Origin of the sequence: Streptomyces synnematoformans (assembly GCF_039531005.1) — a bacterium.
Lineage (GTDB): Bacteria > Actinomycetota > Actinomycetes > Streptomycetales > Streptomycetaceae > Streptomyces > Streptomyces synnematoformans.
In genome coordinates this window covers 15,816-29,537 of sequence record NZ_BAAAPF010000049.1, presented here as the reverse complement: position 1 = coordinate 29,537, position 13,722 = coordinate 15,816, and the positions used below count along the sequence as shown (strand labels likewise).

At 73.0% G+C, this 13,722-nt stretch carries 9 protein-coding genes; all 9 read left to right on the top strand.

What is annotated here, in order from left to right; genetic code table 11:
• Positions 1-97: 97 nt before the first annotated feature.
• The 9 genes from trpB to ABD317_RS11270 all read left to right on the top strand — a co-directional run bounded on the left by trpB (position 98) and on the right by ABD317_RS11270 (position 13,645).
• Positions 98-1,339 carry a tryptophan synthase subunit beta gene (gene trpB, locus ABD317_RS11310; RefSeq protein WP_344289647.1) on the top strand — a complete coding sequence of 414 codons (1,242 nt, stop codon included), beginning with the start codon at positions 98-100 and terminating at the stop codon, positions 1,337-1,339.
• Positions 1,336-2,166 (top strand): tryptophan synthase subunit alpha, encoded by an 831-nt coding sequence (gene trpA, locus ABD317_RS11305; protein ID WP_027753657.1) that lies wholly within the window; start codon positions 1,336-1,338, stop codon positions 2,164-2,166. The genes trpB and trpA overlap by 4 nt, the downstream gene beginning before the upstream one ends.
• Before the next feature lie 92 nt (positions 2,167-2,258).
• The gene (locus ABD317_RS11300; protein WP_344289646.1) at positions 2,259-2,585 is read left to right on the top strand and encodes a hypothetical protein; all 327 of its coding nucleotides are present in this window, start codon (positions 2,259-2,261) and stop codon (positions 2,583-2,585) included.
• A gap of 38 nt (positions 2,586-2,623) precedes the next feature.
• The gene (locus ABD317_RS11295; protein ID WP_344289645.1) at positions 2,624-3,397 is read left to right on the top strand and encodes a DsbA family protein; all 774 of its coding nucleotides are present in this window, start codon (positions 2,624-2,626) and stop codon (positions 3,395-3,397) included.
• A 97-nt stretch (positions 3,398-3,494) separates the two neighbouring features.
• Positions 3,495-4,538: a prolipoprotein diacylglyceryl transferase gene (gene lgt / locus ABD317_RS11290; protein ID WP_344289644.1), complete on the top strand. Its 1,044-nt coding sequence runs from the start codon at positions 3,495-3,497 to the stop codon at positions 4,536-4,538.
• A 216-nt stretch (positions 4,539-4,754) separates the two neighbouring features.
• Positions 4,755-5,480 carry a VIT1/CCC1 transporter family protein gene (locus ABD317_RS11285; RefSeq protein WP_344289643.1) on the top strand — a complete coding sequence of 242 codons (726 nt, stop codon included), beginning with the start codon at positions 4,755-4,757 and terminating at the stop codon, positions 5,478-5,480.
• A 324-nt stretch (positions 5,481-5,804) separates the two neighbouring features.
• Positions 5,805-10,397, top strand: a complete 4,593-nt coding sequence (gene gltB / locus ABD317_RS11280) for a glutamate synthase large subunit (RefSeq protein WP_344289642.1) — start codon at positions 5,805-5,807, stop codon at positions 10,395-10,397.
• On the top strand, positions 10,390-11,868 hold the full coding sequence (locus ABD317_RS11275) for a glutamate synthase subunit beta (protein WP_344289641.1): 1,479 nt from the start codon (positions 10,390-10,392) through the stop codon (positions 11,866-11,868). Before gltB ends, ABD317_RS11275 begins: the two co-directional genes overlap by 8 nt.
• Positions 11,869-12,085: 217 nt before the next feature.
• The gene (locus ABD317_RS11270; RefSeq protein WP_344289640.1) at positions 12,086-13,645 is read left to right on the top strand and encodes a PQQ-dependent sugar dehydrogenase; all 1,560 of its coding nucleotides are present in this window, start codon (positions 12,086-12,088) and stop codon (positions 13,643-13,645) included.
• The last annotated feature ends 77 nt before the right edge of the window (positions 13,646-13,722 follow it).

Below are 13,722 nucleotides of genomic sequence, written 5' to 3'. Positions count from 1 at the left end.
TACCACATCGGGGCCGAGCCCGGCCAGATCAACGGCAGGCGATGGCAGGCGGCGTGTCCCCACGCCGTCCACCATCCGTTCCGACCGAGGATCAGCCATGCCCAACGACTTCTTCATCCCTGACCCAGCGGGCCAGGTGCCGACCGCCGAAGGCTACTTCGGCGCGTACGGCGGCAAGTTCATCCCCGAGGCGCTGCGCGCCGCCGTCGACGAGGTCGCCGTCGCGTACGAGAAGGCCAAGGGCGACGACGCGTTCGTCGCCGAGCTGAACGACCTGCTGGTCAACTACACCGGCCGGCCGAGCCCGCTCACCGAGGTGCCGCGCTTCGCCGAACAGGCCGGCGGCGCCCGCGTCTTCCTCAAGCGCGAGGACCTCAACCACACCGGCTCCCACAAGATCAACAACGTGCTGGGCCAGGCCCTGCTCACCCGCCGCATGGGCAAGACCCGCGTCATCGCCGAGACCGGCGCGGGCCAGCACGGCGTGGCCACCGCCACCGCCTGCGCCCTCCTCGGCCTCGACTGCACCGTCTACATGGGCGAGGTCGACACCGAGCGGCAGGCCCTCAACGTCGCCCGCATGCGCATGCTCGGCGCCGAGGTCGTCCCGGTGCGGTCCGGCAGCCGCACGCTCAAGGACGCCATCAACGAGGCGTTCCGCGACTGGGTGGCCAACGTCGAGCACACCCACTACCTGTTCGGCACGGTCGCGGGCCCGCACCCCTTCCCCGCCCTCGTCCGCGACTTCCACCGCGTCATCGGCATCGAGGCCCGCCAGCAGTTGCTCGACCGCACGGGCCGGATGCCCGACGCGGCCGTCGCCTGCGTCGGCGGCGGCTCCAACGCCATCGGCCTGTTCCACGCCTTCCTGCCGCACCCCGCCGTGCGCCTCGTCGGCTGCGAGCCCGCCGGGCACGGCCTGACCAGCGGCGAGCACGCCGCGACCCTCAGCCTCGGCGACCCCGGGATCCTGCACGGCTCCCGGTCGTACGTGCTGCAGGACGAGGACGGCCAGATCACCGAGCCGTACTCGATCTCCGCCGGGCTCGACTACCCCGGCGTCGGCCCCGAGCACGCGTACCTCAAGGACGCCGGCCGCGCCGAGTACCGGGCCGTGACCGACGACGAGGCCATGCAGGCGCTGCGGCTGCTGTCGCGCAGCGAGGGCATCATCCCGGCCATCGAGAGCGCCCACGCGCTGGCCGGCGCGCTGGCGGTCGGGCGCGAGCTGGGGCCCGACGGGCTGATCGTGGTCAACCTCTCCGGCCGCGGCGACAAGGACATGGACACCGCCGCCCGCTACTTCGGGCTCTACGACGCCGAGGAGGCGGACCGGTGACGGGTGACATCGCGCGGCTCGACGCCGCGTTCGCCGCGGCCCGGGCGGAGAACCGGGCGGCCCTCATCGGCTACCTGCCCGCCGGCTTCCCCGACGTGGACACCGGTGTGCGGGCCATGACCGCCATGCTCGAAGGCGGCTGCGACGCCGTCGAGGTGGGCCTGCCGCACAGCGACCCCGTGCTGGACGGGCCGGTGATCCAGACCGCCGACGACATCGCGCTGCGCGGCGGGCTGCGCATCAAGGACGTCATCCGCACGGTCGGCGAGGTGCAGTCCCGGGCGGCCGCCCCGGTGCTCTGCATGACGTACTGGAACCCGGTCGACCGCTACGGCCCCGAGCGCTTCGCCGAGGACCTGGCCGCGGCGGGCGGCGCGGGCTGCATCCTGCCCGACCTGCCGGTCGAGGAGGCGGGTCCGTGGCGGCGGGCGGCCGACAAGCACGGCCTGGCCACGGTCTTCGTGGTCGCGCCCAGCAGCCGCGAGCAGCGGCTCGCGGCCATCACGGCGGCCGGCAGCGGCTTCGTCTACGCCGCGTCGCTGATGGGCGTCACCGGCACCCGCGAGTCCGTGGGCCGCGAGGCGAAGGACCTGGTCCGCCGCACCCGCGCCACCGAGGCGGTGCGGGCCGGGCTGCCCGTCTGCGTCGGCCTCGGCGTCTCGACGGCGGCGCAGGCGGCGGAGGTCGCCGGGTTCGCCGACGGGGTGATCGTCGGCTCGGCCTTCGTCAAGCGGCTGCTGGACGCCGGGGACGACCGGGAGGCCGGCGTCGCGGGCGTGCGGGCGCTGGCCGGCGAGCTGGCCGAGGGGGTACGCCGCCGGGGCTGACGCCGGCGGCGGTTGTCCACAGGGCCCTCCGCCGTGCGTACGGACGTGCGATCCTGGAGGGGAGTAGTCCGTGCCGCACAGGGGAGGGCCCGATGGCCGGCAAACAGCCCGGCGCCGATGACGAGCCGCGTCTGCCCGACGACATATGGGAGCGGTTCCAGCAGGACTCCCTGGGCCGGATAGACGAGACCGCGCCCAAGGAGCACTCCGCGCGCTGGTACGAGGTCACGGAGCGCCTCGCCGCCGAGGACGCCCGGCGCCGCACCGCCCCGCGCCCGCCGCGCCGCATGCGCCGCCCCCGGCCCCGGATGCCGCAGGCGCCGGTGCCCCGCGCCTTCGCCGTGGGCTTCGTCGTCGTCTCGGTCGTGCTGGTGCTCTCCGCCGCCGCCGCATACCTGCAGTACGGGCGCGTGTTCTGATCCGTCACCGGGCGGCGGGTCCCTCGTTATAGCCGGGCGTGAGCGAGAACAACCCCGAGGGGAAGCGCGCCGCCCGGGATCGGCTGCAGGCCGAGCGCGAGCGGCAGAGGTCCAGGGACAGGCAGCGGCGCATGCTCATCGCGCTGGCCGCGGTGGTGGGGGTGCTCGCCGTGGTCGCGCTGATCGGCATGATGGTTGGCGGCCTCGACGACGACGGGGACGACGACGAGCCCGTGTCGTACCCCAGGGGCGCCGTGGGCGAGGACCGCCTTACGCTGCCCGTCGGGCAGGCGGACGCCCCCGCCGTCCTCACCGTGTACGAGGACTTCCGCTGCCCCGCCTGCGCGCAGTTCGAGGCCGGCTTCGGCAAGACGATCAACGAGCTGGTGGACGCCGGGAAGCTGCGCGCCGAGTACCGGCTGGTCCGGCTGATCGACGGCAACTTCGGCGGCTCCGGCTCGCGGAACGCCGCGAACGCCGCCGCGTGCGCCCAGGACGCCGGCGAGTTCGTCCCGTACCACGACCTGCTCTTCCGCAGCCAACCGCCGGAGACCGACGACGCGTTCGCCGACAAGGGGCGGCTGAAGGAGCTGGCGGGGAAGATCGACGGGCTGCGCGGCAAGACCTTCGACGCCTGCGTCGACGAAGGCAGGTACGACGGCTGGGTCAACGCCTCCGACGACGCCTTCGCCGAGTCCGGCCACAACTCCACGCCCACCGTTCTGCTGGACGGCGAGAGCATCTACGGCCAGGGCTCGGGCCTCACCCCGGAGAGCTTCAGGCGGCTCGTCGAGGACGCCGGCACGAGCTGAGCACGCGGGGCGCAGCGCCGCACTCGCGCAGAGTTACGCAGCCGTTGTGCCGTGGGGTGCCCGCGCCGCGCCGCGGCACGGTACCGTCGGTGCTGCTATGGAGATCGCATCTATCCCCAGCCCTTCCGACGGCGTATGGGACCTCGGACCGTTCCCGCTGCGCGGTTACGCCCTCTGCATCCTGCTCGGCATCTTCGTCGCCATCTGGCTCGGCGGCCGCCGCTGGATCGCGCGCGGCGGCCGGGTGGGGACCGTCGCGGACATCGCCATCTGGGCCGTGCCCTTCGGCCTCGTCGGCGGCCGGCTCTACCACGTCGTCACGACCCCCGAGCCGTACTTCGGCGAGGGCGGCGACTGGGTCAAGGCCTTCGAGATCTGGGAGGGCGGCCTCGGCATCTGGGGCGCCGTCGCCATGGGCGCGCTGGGCGTGTGGATCGGCTGCCGGCGCCGCGGCATCCCGATGCCGCCCTACGCCGACGCCGTCGCCCCCGGCATCGCGCTCGCCCAGGCCCTGGGCCGCTGGGGCAACTGGTTCAACCAGGAGCTGTACGGCGAGCAGACCGACGTCCCCTGGGCCGTCGAGATCGACGCCGAGCACTCCGTCACCGGCGCCGCCGACACCTTCCACCCGACGTTCCTGTACGAGTCGCTGTGGTGCATCGGCGTCGCGCTGCTGGTGATCTGGGCGGACCGGCGCTTCCGCCTCGGCCACGGCCGCGCCTTCGCGCTCTACGTCGCGGGGTACACCGCGGGCCGCGGCTGGATCGAGTACATGCGCGTGGACGAGGCCCACGAGGTCCTCGGGCTGCGGCTCAACGTCTGGACGTCGATCCTCGTCTTCGCCGCCGCGGTGGCCTACATCGTGGTGTCGGCGAAGAAGCGGCCGGGCCGCGAGGAGGTCGTGGAGCCGGGCGCGGCCGACGACGGGCCCGCGGACGGCGACGACGCCCCGGCCAAGGCGGCGGGCGAGGACGGCGCGGACGGTACGGGCACCGCCGCGGACGGCGAGGCCCGGGAGTCCGACGAGACCGGGGAGTCCGGCGAGACCGACGGTGCCGGTGCACCCGAGCCCGCCGGCGCGGCCGAGGCCAAGGCCACCGGTGACGCTCCCGCCTCTGACCGCGGCGGCCGGCACACCTAGGACCCGGCGCACCGACCGCCCGGCGCATCCCGCGCAACGGCGGGGCCGTCACCGCATCCGCGGCGACGGCCCCGCCCGTGCGCCCGGCCCCGCGGTGAGTACGGCCTGCCTTGCTGGCGGGCGTCCGGGACCCCGCGTATCGTCGAACTGAAGATCGACGGGCGGGCCGTGGCCGGGGGAGCCGGTGCGGGGCCGCCGGCGAGGGGAGCGCGATCCATGCCCGCTGGTCTGCAGGCGGGCCGGCCCGCCGAACGGCACGGCCACACCCACCGCGACGTCAACGGCGGCTGGCTGCGGCCCGCCGTCTTCGGCGCGATGGACGGCCTGGTGTCGAACCTCGCGCTGATCACCGGCGTGGCCGGCGGCTCGGTGTCCGCCTCGGCCATCGCGCTGACCGGTCTCGCGGGGCTCGCGGCCGGCGCGTTCTCGATGGCCGCGGGGGAGTACACCTCGGTCGCCTCCCAGCGGGAGCTGGTGCTCGCCGAGCTGGACGTGGAGCGGCGCGAGCTGCGCCGGCACCCGCAGGACGAACTGCGCGAGCTGAGCGAGCTGTACGCGTCCCGCGGGGTGGACCCGGAGCTGGCCGCCGAGGTGTCGAAGCAGCTGATGCGGGACCCGGAGCAGGCGCTGGAGATCCACGCCCGCGAGGAGCTGGGCGTCGACCCGGGCGACCTGCCGTCGCCGGCGGTGGCGGCGCTGTCGTCGTTCGGCTCGTTCGCCGTCGGCGCCATGCTGCCGGTGCTGCCGTATCTGCTGGGCGCCACGCAGCTGTGGCCCGCGGTGCTGCTCGCCCTGGCCGGGCTCTTCGCCTGCGGGGCGGCGGTGGCCCGGGTCACGGCCCGCACCTGGTGGTTCAGCGGGCTGCGGCAGCTGCTCCTGGGCGGCGCCGCGGCGGCGGTCACGTACGGCCTGGGCGCGCTCTTCGGGGCCGCGGTCGGCTGACTCCCGGGCTGCGCGGGCGGCTGAATCCCGTATCCTCGAAAGCGACCGGCCCGCACTTCTGATCTATTAACGCCGGGTTTCGACCCGGAACTCCGTGGGCATGTGTCGAGAACCGCGGGCAGTGCCGCCCGTGCTCTCTGCTGCACAAACCGTGCAGGTCCCCCGCGCTGCGGGGCACACCTCCCCGACCCGGGGTGTCCGGATACTGATATGGAGTATCCGCTTCCTGAGCTGCAGGTCATCATGTAACCTGCACGAAATTTCGGCCAGGGCCAACGTCGTCCCTCGGCACGCTTCACTGCCACGACGACGACGGGAGAGCCGATGCGGCACGCATCCCAGGCGGCCCGCCCTGCAGCGCAGGGGCTGTACGACCCCCGGTACGAGCACGACGCCTGCGGGGTGGGCTTCGTCGCCACGCTGAGCGGGGAGGGCAGCCACGCACTCGTCCAGCAGGCGCTGACGGTGCTGCGCAACCTGGAGCACCGCGGTGCCACCGGCTCGGACCCGGAGACCGGCGACGGCGCCGGCATCCTGATGCAGGTCCCGGACGCCTTCCTGCGCGAGGTCGCGGGCTTCGCGCTGCCGGCCGCCGGCTCGTACGCCGTCGGCACGGCCTTCCTGCCCGCCGCCGGGGACGAGGCCGCCGCCGTACGGGAGCGCGTCGAGGCCATCGCCGCCGAGGAGGGCCTCGCCGTGCTCGGCTGGCGCGAGGTGCCCGTCGCGCCCGAGCTGCTCGGCAGCGGCGCCCGCGCGACCATGCCGGCGTTCGCCCAGCTGTTCGTCGAGAGCGCCGCCGCCGACCCGGCGGCCCGCCGGAGCGGCATCGGGCTGGACCGGTCCGCGTTCGTGCTGCGCAAGCGCGCCGAGCGCGAGACCGACGTGTACTTCCCTTCGCTGTCCTCGCGCACCCTCGTCTACAAGGGCATGCTGACCACCGGGCAGCTGGAGCCGTTCTTCCCCGACCTGTCGGACCGCCGGCTGACCACCGCCATCGCCGTCGTGCACTCCCGGTTCTCCACCAACACCTTCCCGAGCTGGCCGCTGGCGCACCCGTACCGCTACGTCGCGCACAACGGCGAGATCAACACGGTCATGGGCAACCGCAACTGGATGCGCGCCCGCGAGTCCCAGCTGTACTCGGAGCTGTTCGGCGAGCACGACCTGGAGCGGGTCTTCCCCGTCTGCACCCCCGACGCCTCCGACACCGCCTCGTTCGACGAGGTGCTGGAGCTGCTGCACCTGGGCGGGCGGTCCCTGCCGCACGCGATGCTGATGATGATCCCGGAGGCGTGGGAGAGCCCCTCTCTCAGCGAGTCCATGGACCCGGCACGCCGAGCTTTCTACCAGTACCACTCCACCGTCATGGAGCCCTGGGACGGCCCGGCCGGCGTCAGCTTCACCGACGGCACCCTCGTCGGCGCCGTCCTCGACCGCAACGGCCTGCGCCCCGGCCGCTACTGGGTCACCGACGACGGCCTGGTCGTGCTGGCCTCCGAGGTCGGCGTGCTCGACTTCGACCCGGACCGCGTCGTCCGCAAGGGCCGGCTGCAGCCCGGCCGGATGTTCCTCGTCGACACCGCGCAGCACCGCATCGTCGAGGACGACGAGATCAAGGCGGAACTGGCCGCCGAGCACCCGTACGGGGAGTGGCTGGACGCCGGCATCGTCGCGCTGCCGGACCTGCCCGAGCGCGAGCACATCGTCCACACCCACGCCTCGGTCACCCGCCGCCAGCAGACCTTCGGCTACACCGAGGAGGAGCTGCGCGTCCTGCTCACGCCCATGGCGCGCACCGGCGCGGAGCCGATCGGCTCCATGGGCTCCGACACCCCGCTCGCGGGCCTCTCCGACCGGCCGCGGCTGATCTTCGACTACTTCACGCAGCTCTTCGCGCAGGTCACCAACCCGCCGCTGGACGCGATCCGCGAGGAGCTGGTCACCTCGCTGCACTCCGCGCTCGGCCCGCAGGCCAACCTGCTCAAGCCGACGCCGGCGTCCTGCCGCACCGTCACGCTGCCCTTCCCGGTCCTCGACAACGACGAGCTGGCCAAGCTCATCCACATCAACGCCGACGGCGACATGCCCGGGTTCAAGTCCGTCACGCTCTCCGGCCTGTACCGCGTGCACGGCGGGGGGCCGGCGCTGGCCGAGCGGCTGGCGGAGGTCTGCGCCGAGGTCGACGCGGCGATCGAGTCCGGCGCCCGGCTGCTGGTCCTCTCCGACCGGCACTCCGACGCCGAGCACGCCCCGATCCCGTCGCTGCTGCTCACCTCCGCCGTCCACCACCACCTGATCCGCACCAAGCAGCGCACCCAGGTCGGCCTGCTGGTCGAGGCCGGCGACGTGCGCGAGGTGCACCACGTCGCGCTGCTCATCGGCTACGGGGCCGCCGCCGTGAACCCGTACCTGGCGATGGAGTCCGTGGAGGACCTCGTCCGCGCCGGCACGTACCTCGAAGCCGACCCGGACGGCGACTCGCAGACCGCCATCCGCAACCTGATCAAGGCGCTGGGCAAGGGCGTGCTGAAGGTGATGTCGAAGATGGGCATCTCCACCGTCGCCTCGTACCGCGGCGCGCAGGTCTTCGAGGCCGTCGGCCTGGACCAGGAGTTCGTGGACACCTACTTCCACGGCACCACCTCGAAGATCGGCGGCGCCGGCATCGACGTCGTCGCGGCCGAGGTCGCCGCCCGGCACGCCAAGGCGTACCCCGCCTCCGGCATCGCCCCGGCGCACCGCAACCTGGAGATCGGCGGCGAGTACCAGTGGCGCCGCGAGGGCGAGCCGCACCTGTTCGACCCCGACACCGTCTTCCGGCTCCAGCACTCGACCCGCACCCGCCGCTACGACATCTTCAAGCAGTACACGCAGCGCGTGGACGAGCAGTCCGAGCATCTGATGACGCTGCGCGGCCTGTTCCGGCTGAAGTCCGACCGGCCCGCGGTGCCGCTGGACGAGGTCGAGCCCGTCTCCGCGATCGTCCGGCGGTTCTCCACCGGCGCCATGTCGTACGGCTCCATCTCGCGCGAGGCGCACGAGACGCTGGCCGTCGCGATGAACCAGCTCGGCGGCAAGTCCAACACCGGCGAGGGCGGCGAGGACGCCGACCGGCTGTACGACCCGCGGCGCCGCTCGGCGATCAAGCAGGTCGCCTCCGGGCGCTTCGGCGTGACCAGCGAGTACCTGGTCAACGCCGACGACATCCAGATCAAGATGGCGCAGGGCGCCAAGCCCGGCGAGGGCGGCCAGCTGCCCGGCCACAAGGTGTACCCGTGGGTGGCCAGGACCCGGCACTCCACGCCCGGCGTCGGCCTCATCTCGCCGCCGCCGCACCACGACATCTACTCCATCGAGGACCTGGCGCAGCTCATCCACGACCTGAAGAACGCCAACCCGCAGGCCCGCATCCACGTGAAGCTGGTCAGCGAGGTCGGCGTCGGCACGGTCGCGGCCGGGGTGTCCAAGGCGCACGCCGACGTGGTGCTGATCTCCGGCCACGACGGCGGCACCGGCGCCTCCCCGCTGACGTCGCTGAAGCACGCCGGCGGCCCCTGGGAGCTGGGCCTCGCCGAGACCCAGCAGACCCTGCTGCTCAACGGCCTGCGCGACCGCATCGTGGTGCAGACCGACGGCCAGCTGAAGACCGGCCGCGACGTGGTGGTCGCCGCGCTCCTCGGCGCCGAGGAGTTCGGCTTCGCGACCGCGCCGCTGGTGGTCTCCGGCTGCGTGATGATGCGCGTGTGCCACCTGGACACCTGCCCGGTCGGCATCGCCACCCAGAACCCGGTGCTGCGCGAGCGGTACACGGGCCAGGCCGAGTTCGTCGTCAACTTCTTCGAGTTCATCGCCGAGGAGGTCCGCGAGCTGCTGGCCGAGCTGGGCTTCCGCAGCCTGGACGAGGCCGTCGGACACGCCGAGATGCTCGACGTCACCCGCGCCGTCGACCACTGGAAGGCCCAGGGCCTCGACCTGGCGTCGCTGCTGTACGTCCCGGAGCTGCCGGACGGCGCCGCGCGCTACCAGGTCACCGGCCAGGACCACGGCCTGGAGAAGGCGCTCGACAACGAGCTGATCAAGCTCGCCGCGGACGCGCTGGCCGCGCCGTCCGCCGCCCAGGCCCAGCCCGTACGGGCCCGGGTCGCCATCCGCAACATCAACCGGACCGTCGGCACCATGCTCGGCCACGAGGTGACGAAGAAGTTCGGCGGCGCCGGCCTCCCCGAGGACGCGATCGACATCACCTTCACCGGCTCCGCCGGCCAGTCGTTCGGCGCCTTCGTGCCGCGCGGCGTCACGCTGCGGCTGGAGGGCGACGCCAACGACTACGTCGGCAAGGGCCTGTCCGGCGGCCGGCTCGTCGTCCGCCCCGACCGCGGCGCGGACCACCTCGCCGAGTACAGCGTCATCGCGGGCAACACCCTCGCGTACGGCGCCACCGGCGGCGAGATCTTCCTGCGCGGCAAGGTCGGCGAGCGGTTCTGCGTCCGCAACTCCGGCGCGCTCGTCGTCGCCGAGGGCGTCGGCGACCACGGCTGCGAGTACATGACCGGCGGCCACGCCGTCGTCCTGGGCGAGACCGGCCGCAACTTCGCGGCCGGCATGTCCGGCGGCGTCGCGTACATCCTCGACCTCGACCCCGACAACGTCAACGAGGGCAACCTCGCCGCCGTCGAGAAGCTGGCGGACACCGACAGGCAGTGGCTGCACGACGTGGTGCGCCGCCACCACGAGGAGACCGGCTCCACGGTGGCCGCGAGGCTGCTCGACGACTGGGAGGTGTCTGTCGCGCGGTTCAGCAAGGTCTACCCGTCCACGTACAAGGCAGTGCTCACCGCCAAGGACGCCGCTGAGCGGGCCGGCCTCACCGAGGCCCAGACGCACGAGAAGATGATGGAGGCTGCGCTCCATGGCTGACCCCAAGGGCTTCCTGACCACCGGCCGCGAGGTCGCCGAGACCCGGCCCGTCGACGAGCGGGTCAAGGACTGGAACGAGGTCTACGTCCCGGGCTCGCTGCTGCCCGTCATCAGCAAGCAGGCCGGCCGCTGCATGGACTGCGGCATCCCCTTCTGCCACAGCGGCTGCCCGCTCGGCAACCTCATCCCCGAGTGGAACGACTACGCCTACCGCGGGGACTGGACCGCCGCCAGCGAGCGGCTGCACGCGACCAACAACTTCCCGGAGTTCACCGGGCGGCTGTGCCCGGCCCCGTGCGAGACGGCCTGCGTGCTGGGCATCAACCAGCCCGCGGTGACCATCAAGAACGTCGAGGTCACCATCATCGACAAGGCGTGGGAGGCCGGCGCCGTCACGCCGCAGCCGCCGGAGCGGCTGTCGGGCAAGACGGTCGCCGTCGTCGGCTCCGGCCCGGCGGGGCTGGCCGCCGCGCAGCAGCTCACCCGCGCCGGGCACACGGTCGCGGTCTACGAGCGCGCCGACCGGATCGGCGGGCTGCTGCGGTACGGCATCCCCGAGTTCAAGATGGAGAAGCGGCACATCAACCGGCGCGTCGAGCAGATGCGCGCGGAGGGCACCAAGTTCCGTACCGGCGTGGAGATCGGCCGGGACATCGACGCCGCCAAGCTGCGCAAGCGGTACGACGCCGTGGTCATCGCCGCCGGCGCGACCACCGCCCGCGACCTGCCGGTGCCGGGCCGCGAGCTGGGCGGCATCCACCAGGCGATGGACTACCTGCCGCTGGCCAACAAGGTGCAGGAGGGCGACTACGTCGCCCCGCCGATCACGGCGGAGGGCAAGCACGTCGTGGTCATCGGCGGCGGCGACACCGGCGCCGACTGCGTCGGCACCGCGCACCGGCAGGGCGCGGCCTCCGTCACCCAGCTGGAGATCATGCCGCGCCCGTCGGAGGAGCGCCCCGAGGGCCAGCCGTGGCCGACGTACCCGATGACGTACAAGGTCACCTCAGCCCACGAGGAGGGCGGGGAGCGCGTCTACTCGGTCTCCACCACGCACTTCGAGGGCACCGCCCCTGAAGAGGGACAGGCTGTGGGCAACGTGGCCTTCCTGCACCTGGTCGAGGTGGAGTTCAGGGACGGGAGGTTCGAGCCGGTGCCGGGCACCGAGAGGAAGATCCCGGCCGAGCTGGTCACCCTGGCCATGGGCTTCACCGGGGTGGACCGCGACAACGGGCTGGTCGAGCAGCTGGGCCTGGAGCTGGACGCGCGCGGCAACGTCGCCCGCGACGCCGACTACGCCACCAGCGTCCCCGGCGTCTTCGTCGCCGGCGACGCCGGGCGCGGCCAGTCGCTGATCGTCTGGGCCATCGCCGAGGGCCGTTCGGCGGCGCGCGGCGTGGACCGTATGCTGACCGGCGCGAGCGAACTGCCGGCGCCCATCCGGCCGACGGACCGGGCACTGGCCGTCTGACGCCGGCCCGGCCAGATGTCCCGTACAACGACGTACGGAACTGCAAGACCCGCGGCGCCCGCCTCTCCCCGACCGTTGAGGCGGGCGCCGCGGCGTGCCCGCCGGGGGCGGGTGAGGCGGGTGGGACGGTTGCGGTCTGGTGCGGCGGGGTGCCGAGCGGCTACCTTCCCGGGAGGTGCGCGGTCATGCAACTCCCGTACGTATCCCAGGAGTCCACATGCTCCACTTGCTCAGACGGCGCTGGACCGCACCGCTGTTCCTGACCCTGAGTCTCGTCCTGTTCGCCCCCCTGACGGCGTCCGCCGCCCCCGAACCGACCGTCACCGGTTCGGACGGCGCGGCCGCCGCAGTCCCGCTGGAGGAACTGGCGGTGACCACCACCCAGGTGGCCTTCGGCCTGCGCCGGCCCATCGACATCGCCGCGCCCGACGACGGCAGCGGCCGGCTCTTCATCGCCGAGAAGCGCGGCACCGTGCGCGCGTACCACCCGGACACCGGCCTGGCCGAGGACTTCGTCGCCGACCTCACCGACGTCGTCGACGAGTCCGGCAACGAGCGCGGGCTGCTCTCCATCCTCCCCGACCCGGCGTTCCCCGAGGTGCGGGACCTGTACGTCCTCTACACCGCGCTGCCCGACGGCGCGGTCACCCTGGCCCGCTACGGGCTCGACGACGGCGGCCTGGAGGTGCTGCTCTCCCAGGAGCACGCCGAGCAGTGGAACCACAACGGCGGCACGCTCGCCTTCGGCCCGGACGGCTATCTGTACTGGACCATCGGGGACGGCGGCGGCGCCGGCGACCCGTACGACAGCGGCCAGCGGCTCGACACCCTGCTCGGCAAGATGGTGCGCATCGACGTCAGCCGGACCTGCGGCGACCAGCCGTACTGCGTGCCGGAGGACAACCCGTTCGTGGGCGTCCCGGACGCCCGCCCGGAGATCTGGGCGTACGGGCTGCGCAACCCGTGGCGCTTCTCCTTCGACCCCGCGGACGGCTCGCTGTGGCTCGGTGACGTCGGCCAGGGGGCCTGGGAGGAGATCAACCACGTCGCCCGTCCGGAGCAGGCCGGTGCGAACTTCGGCTGGTCCTGCCGCGAGGGCCTCGTGGTCTTCGACGAGGCGCAGTGCGCCGACGGCGCCGAGTACACCGACCCCGTCTTCACCTACTCCCCGTACACCGGCGGCTGCGCCGTCGTCGGCGGCCGGGTCTACCGCGGCGAGCAGTTCGCCGACCTGGTCGGCGGCACGTACATCGGCACCGACTACTGCTCCTCCGCGGTCTGGGCGCTGCGCGAGGACGGCGAGGGCGGCTACGAGCAGGCGGAGATCGGCCGGTTCCCCACCCAGATCACGGACGTCGGCGAGACGGTCGACGGCGAGTTCTACCTCGTCAACGACCTGCCGGGCGGGCTGCACAAGGTCGCCTTCGAACAGCAGCAGCCGACCTGCCGGATCGACCTCACCTCGACGACCTGGGGCGGCGGCCTGACCGCGGATCTGACGCTCACCAACACGGGCAGCGCGCCGGTCGACGGCTGGACGCTGACGTTCCCGCTCGTTCTGGGCCAGACCGTGATCTCGGACTGGAACACCGACCTCGTGCAGCTCAGCAACATGGTCAGGGCGTCCAACGGCACCCACAACGCGGTTATCGAACCGGGGGAGAGTATTTCCCTGGGCTATCTGGTCAGCCATACGGGTGACGTTTCGCCGCCGGCACGCGCCAACCTCAACGGCGACGCCTGCGCTCTGACCCCCTCCGAGGTCCAGGTCGGCTGATCCCGTTGAGATAGCAAGCGCTTCACGCACGCCCCCGGTCGTACGCCGGGGGCGTGCGGCGCAAAAGAGGCGATGAT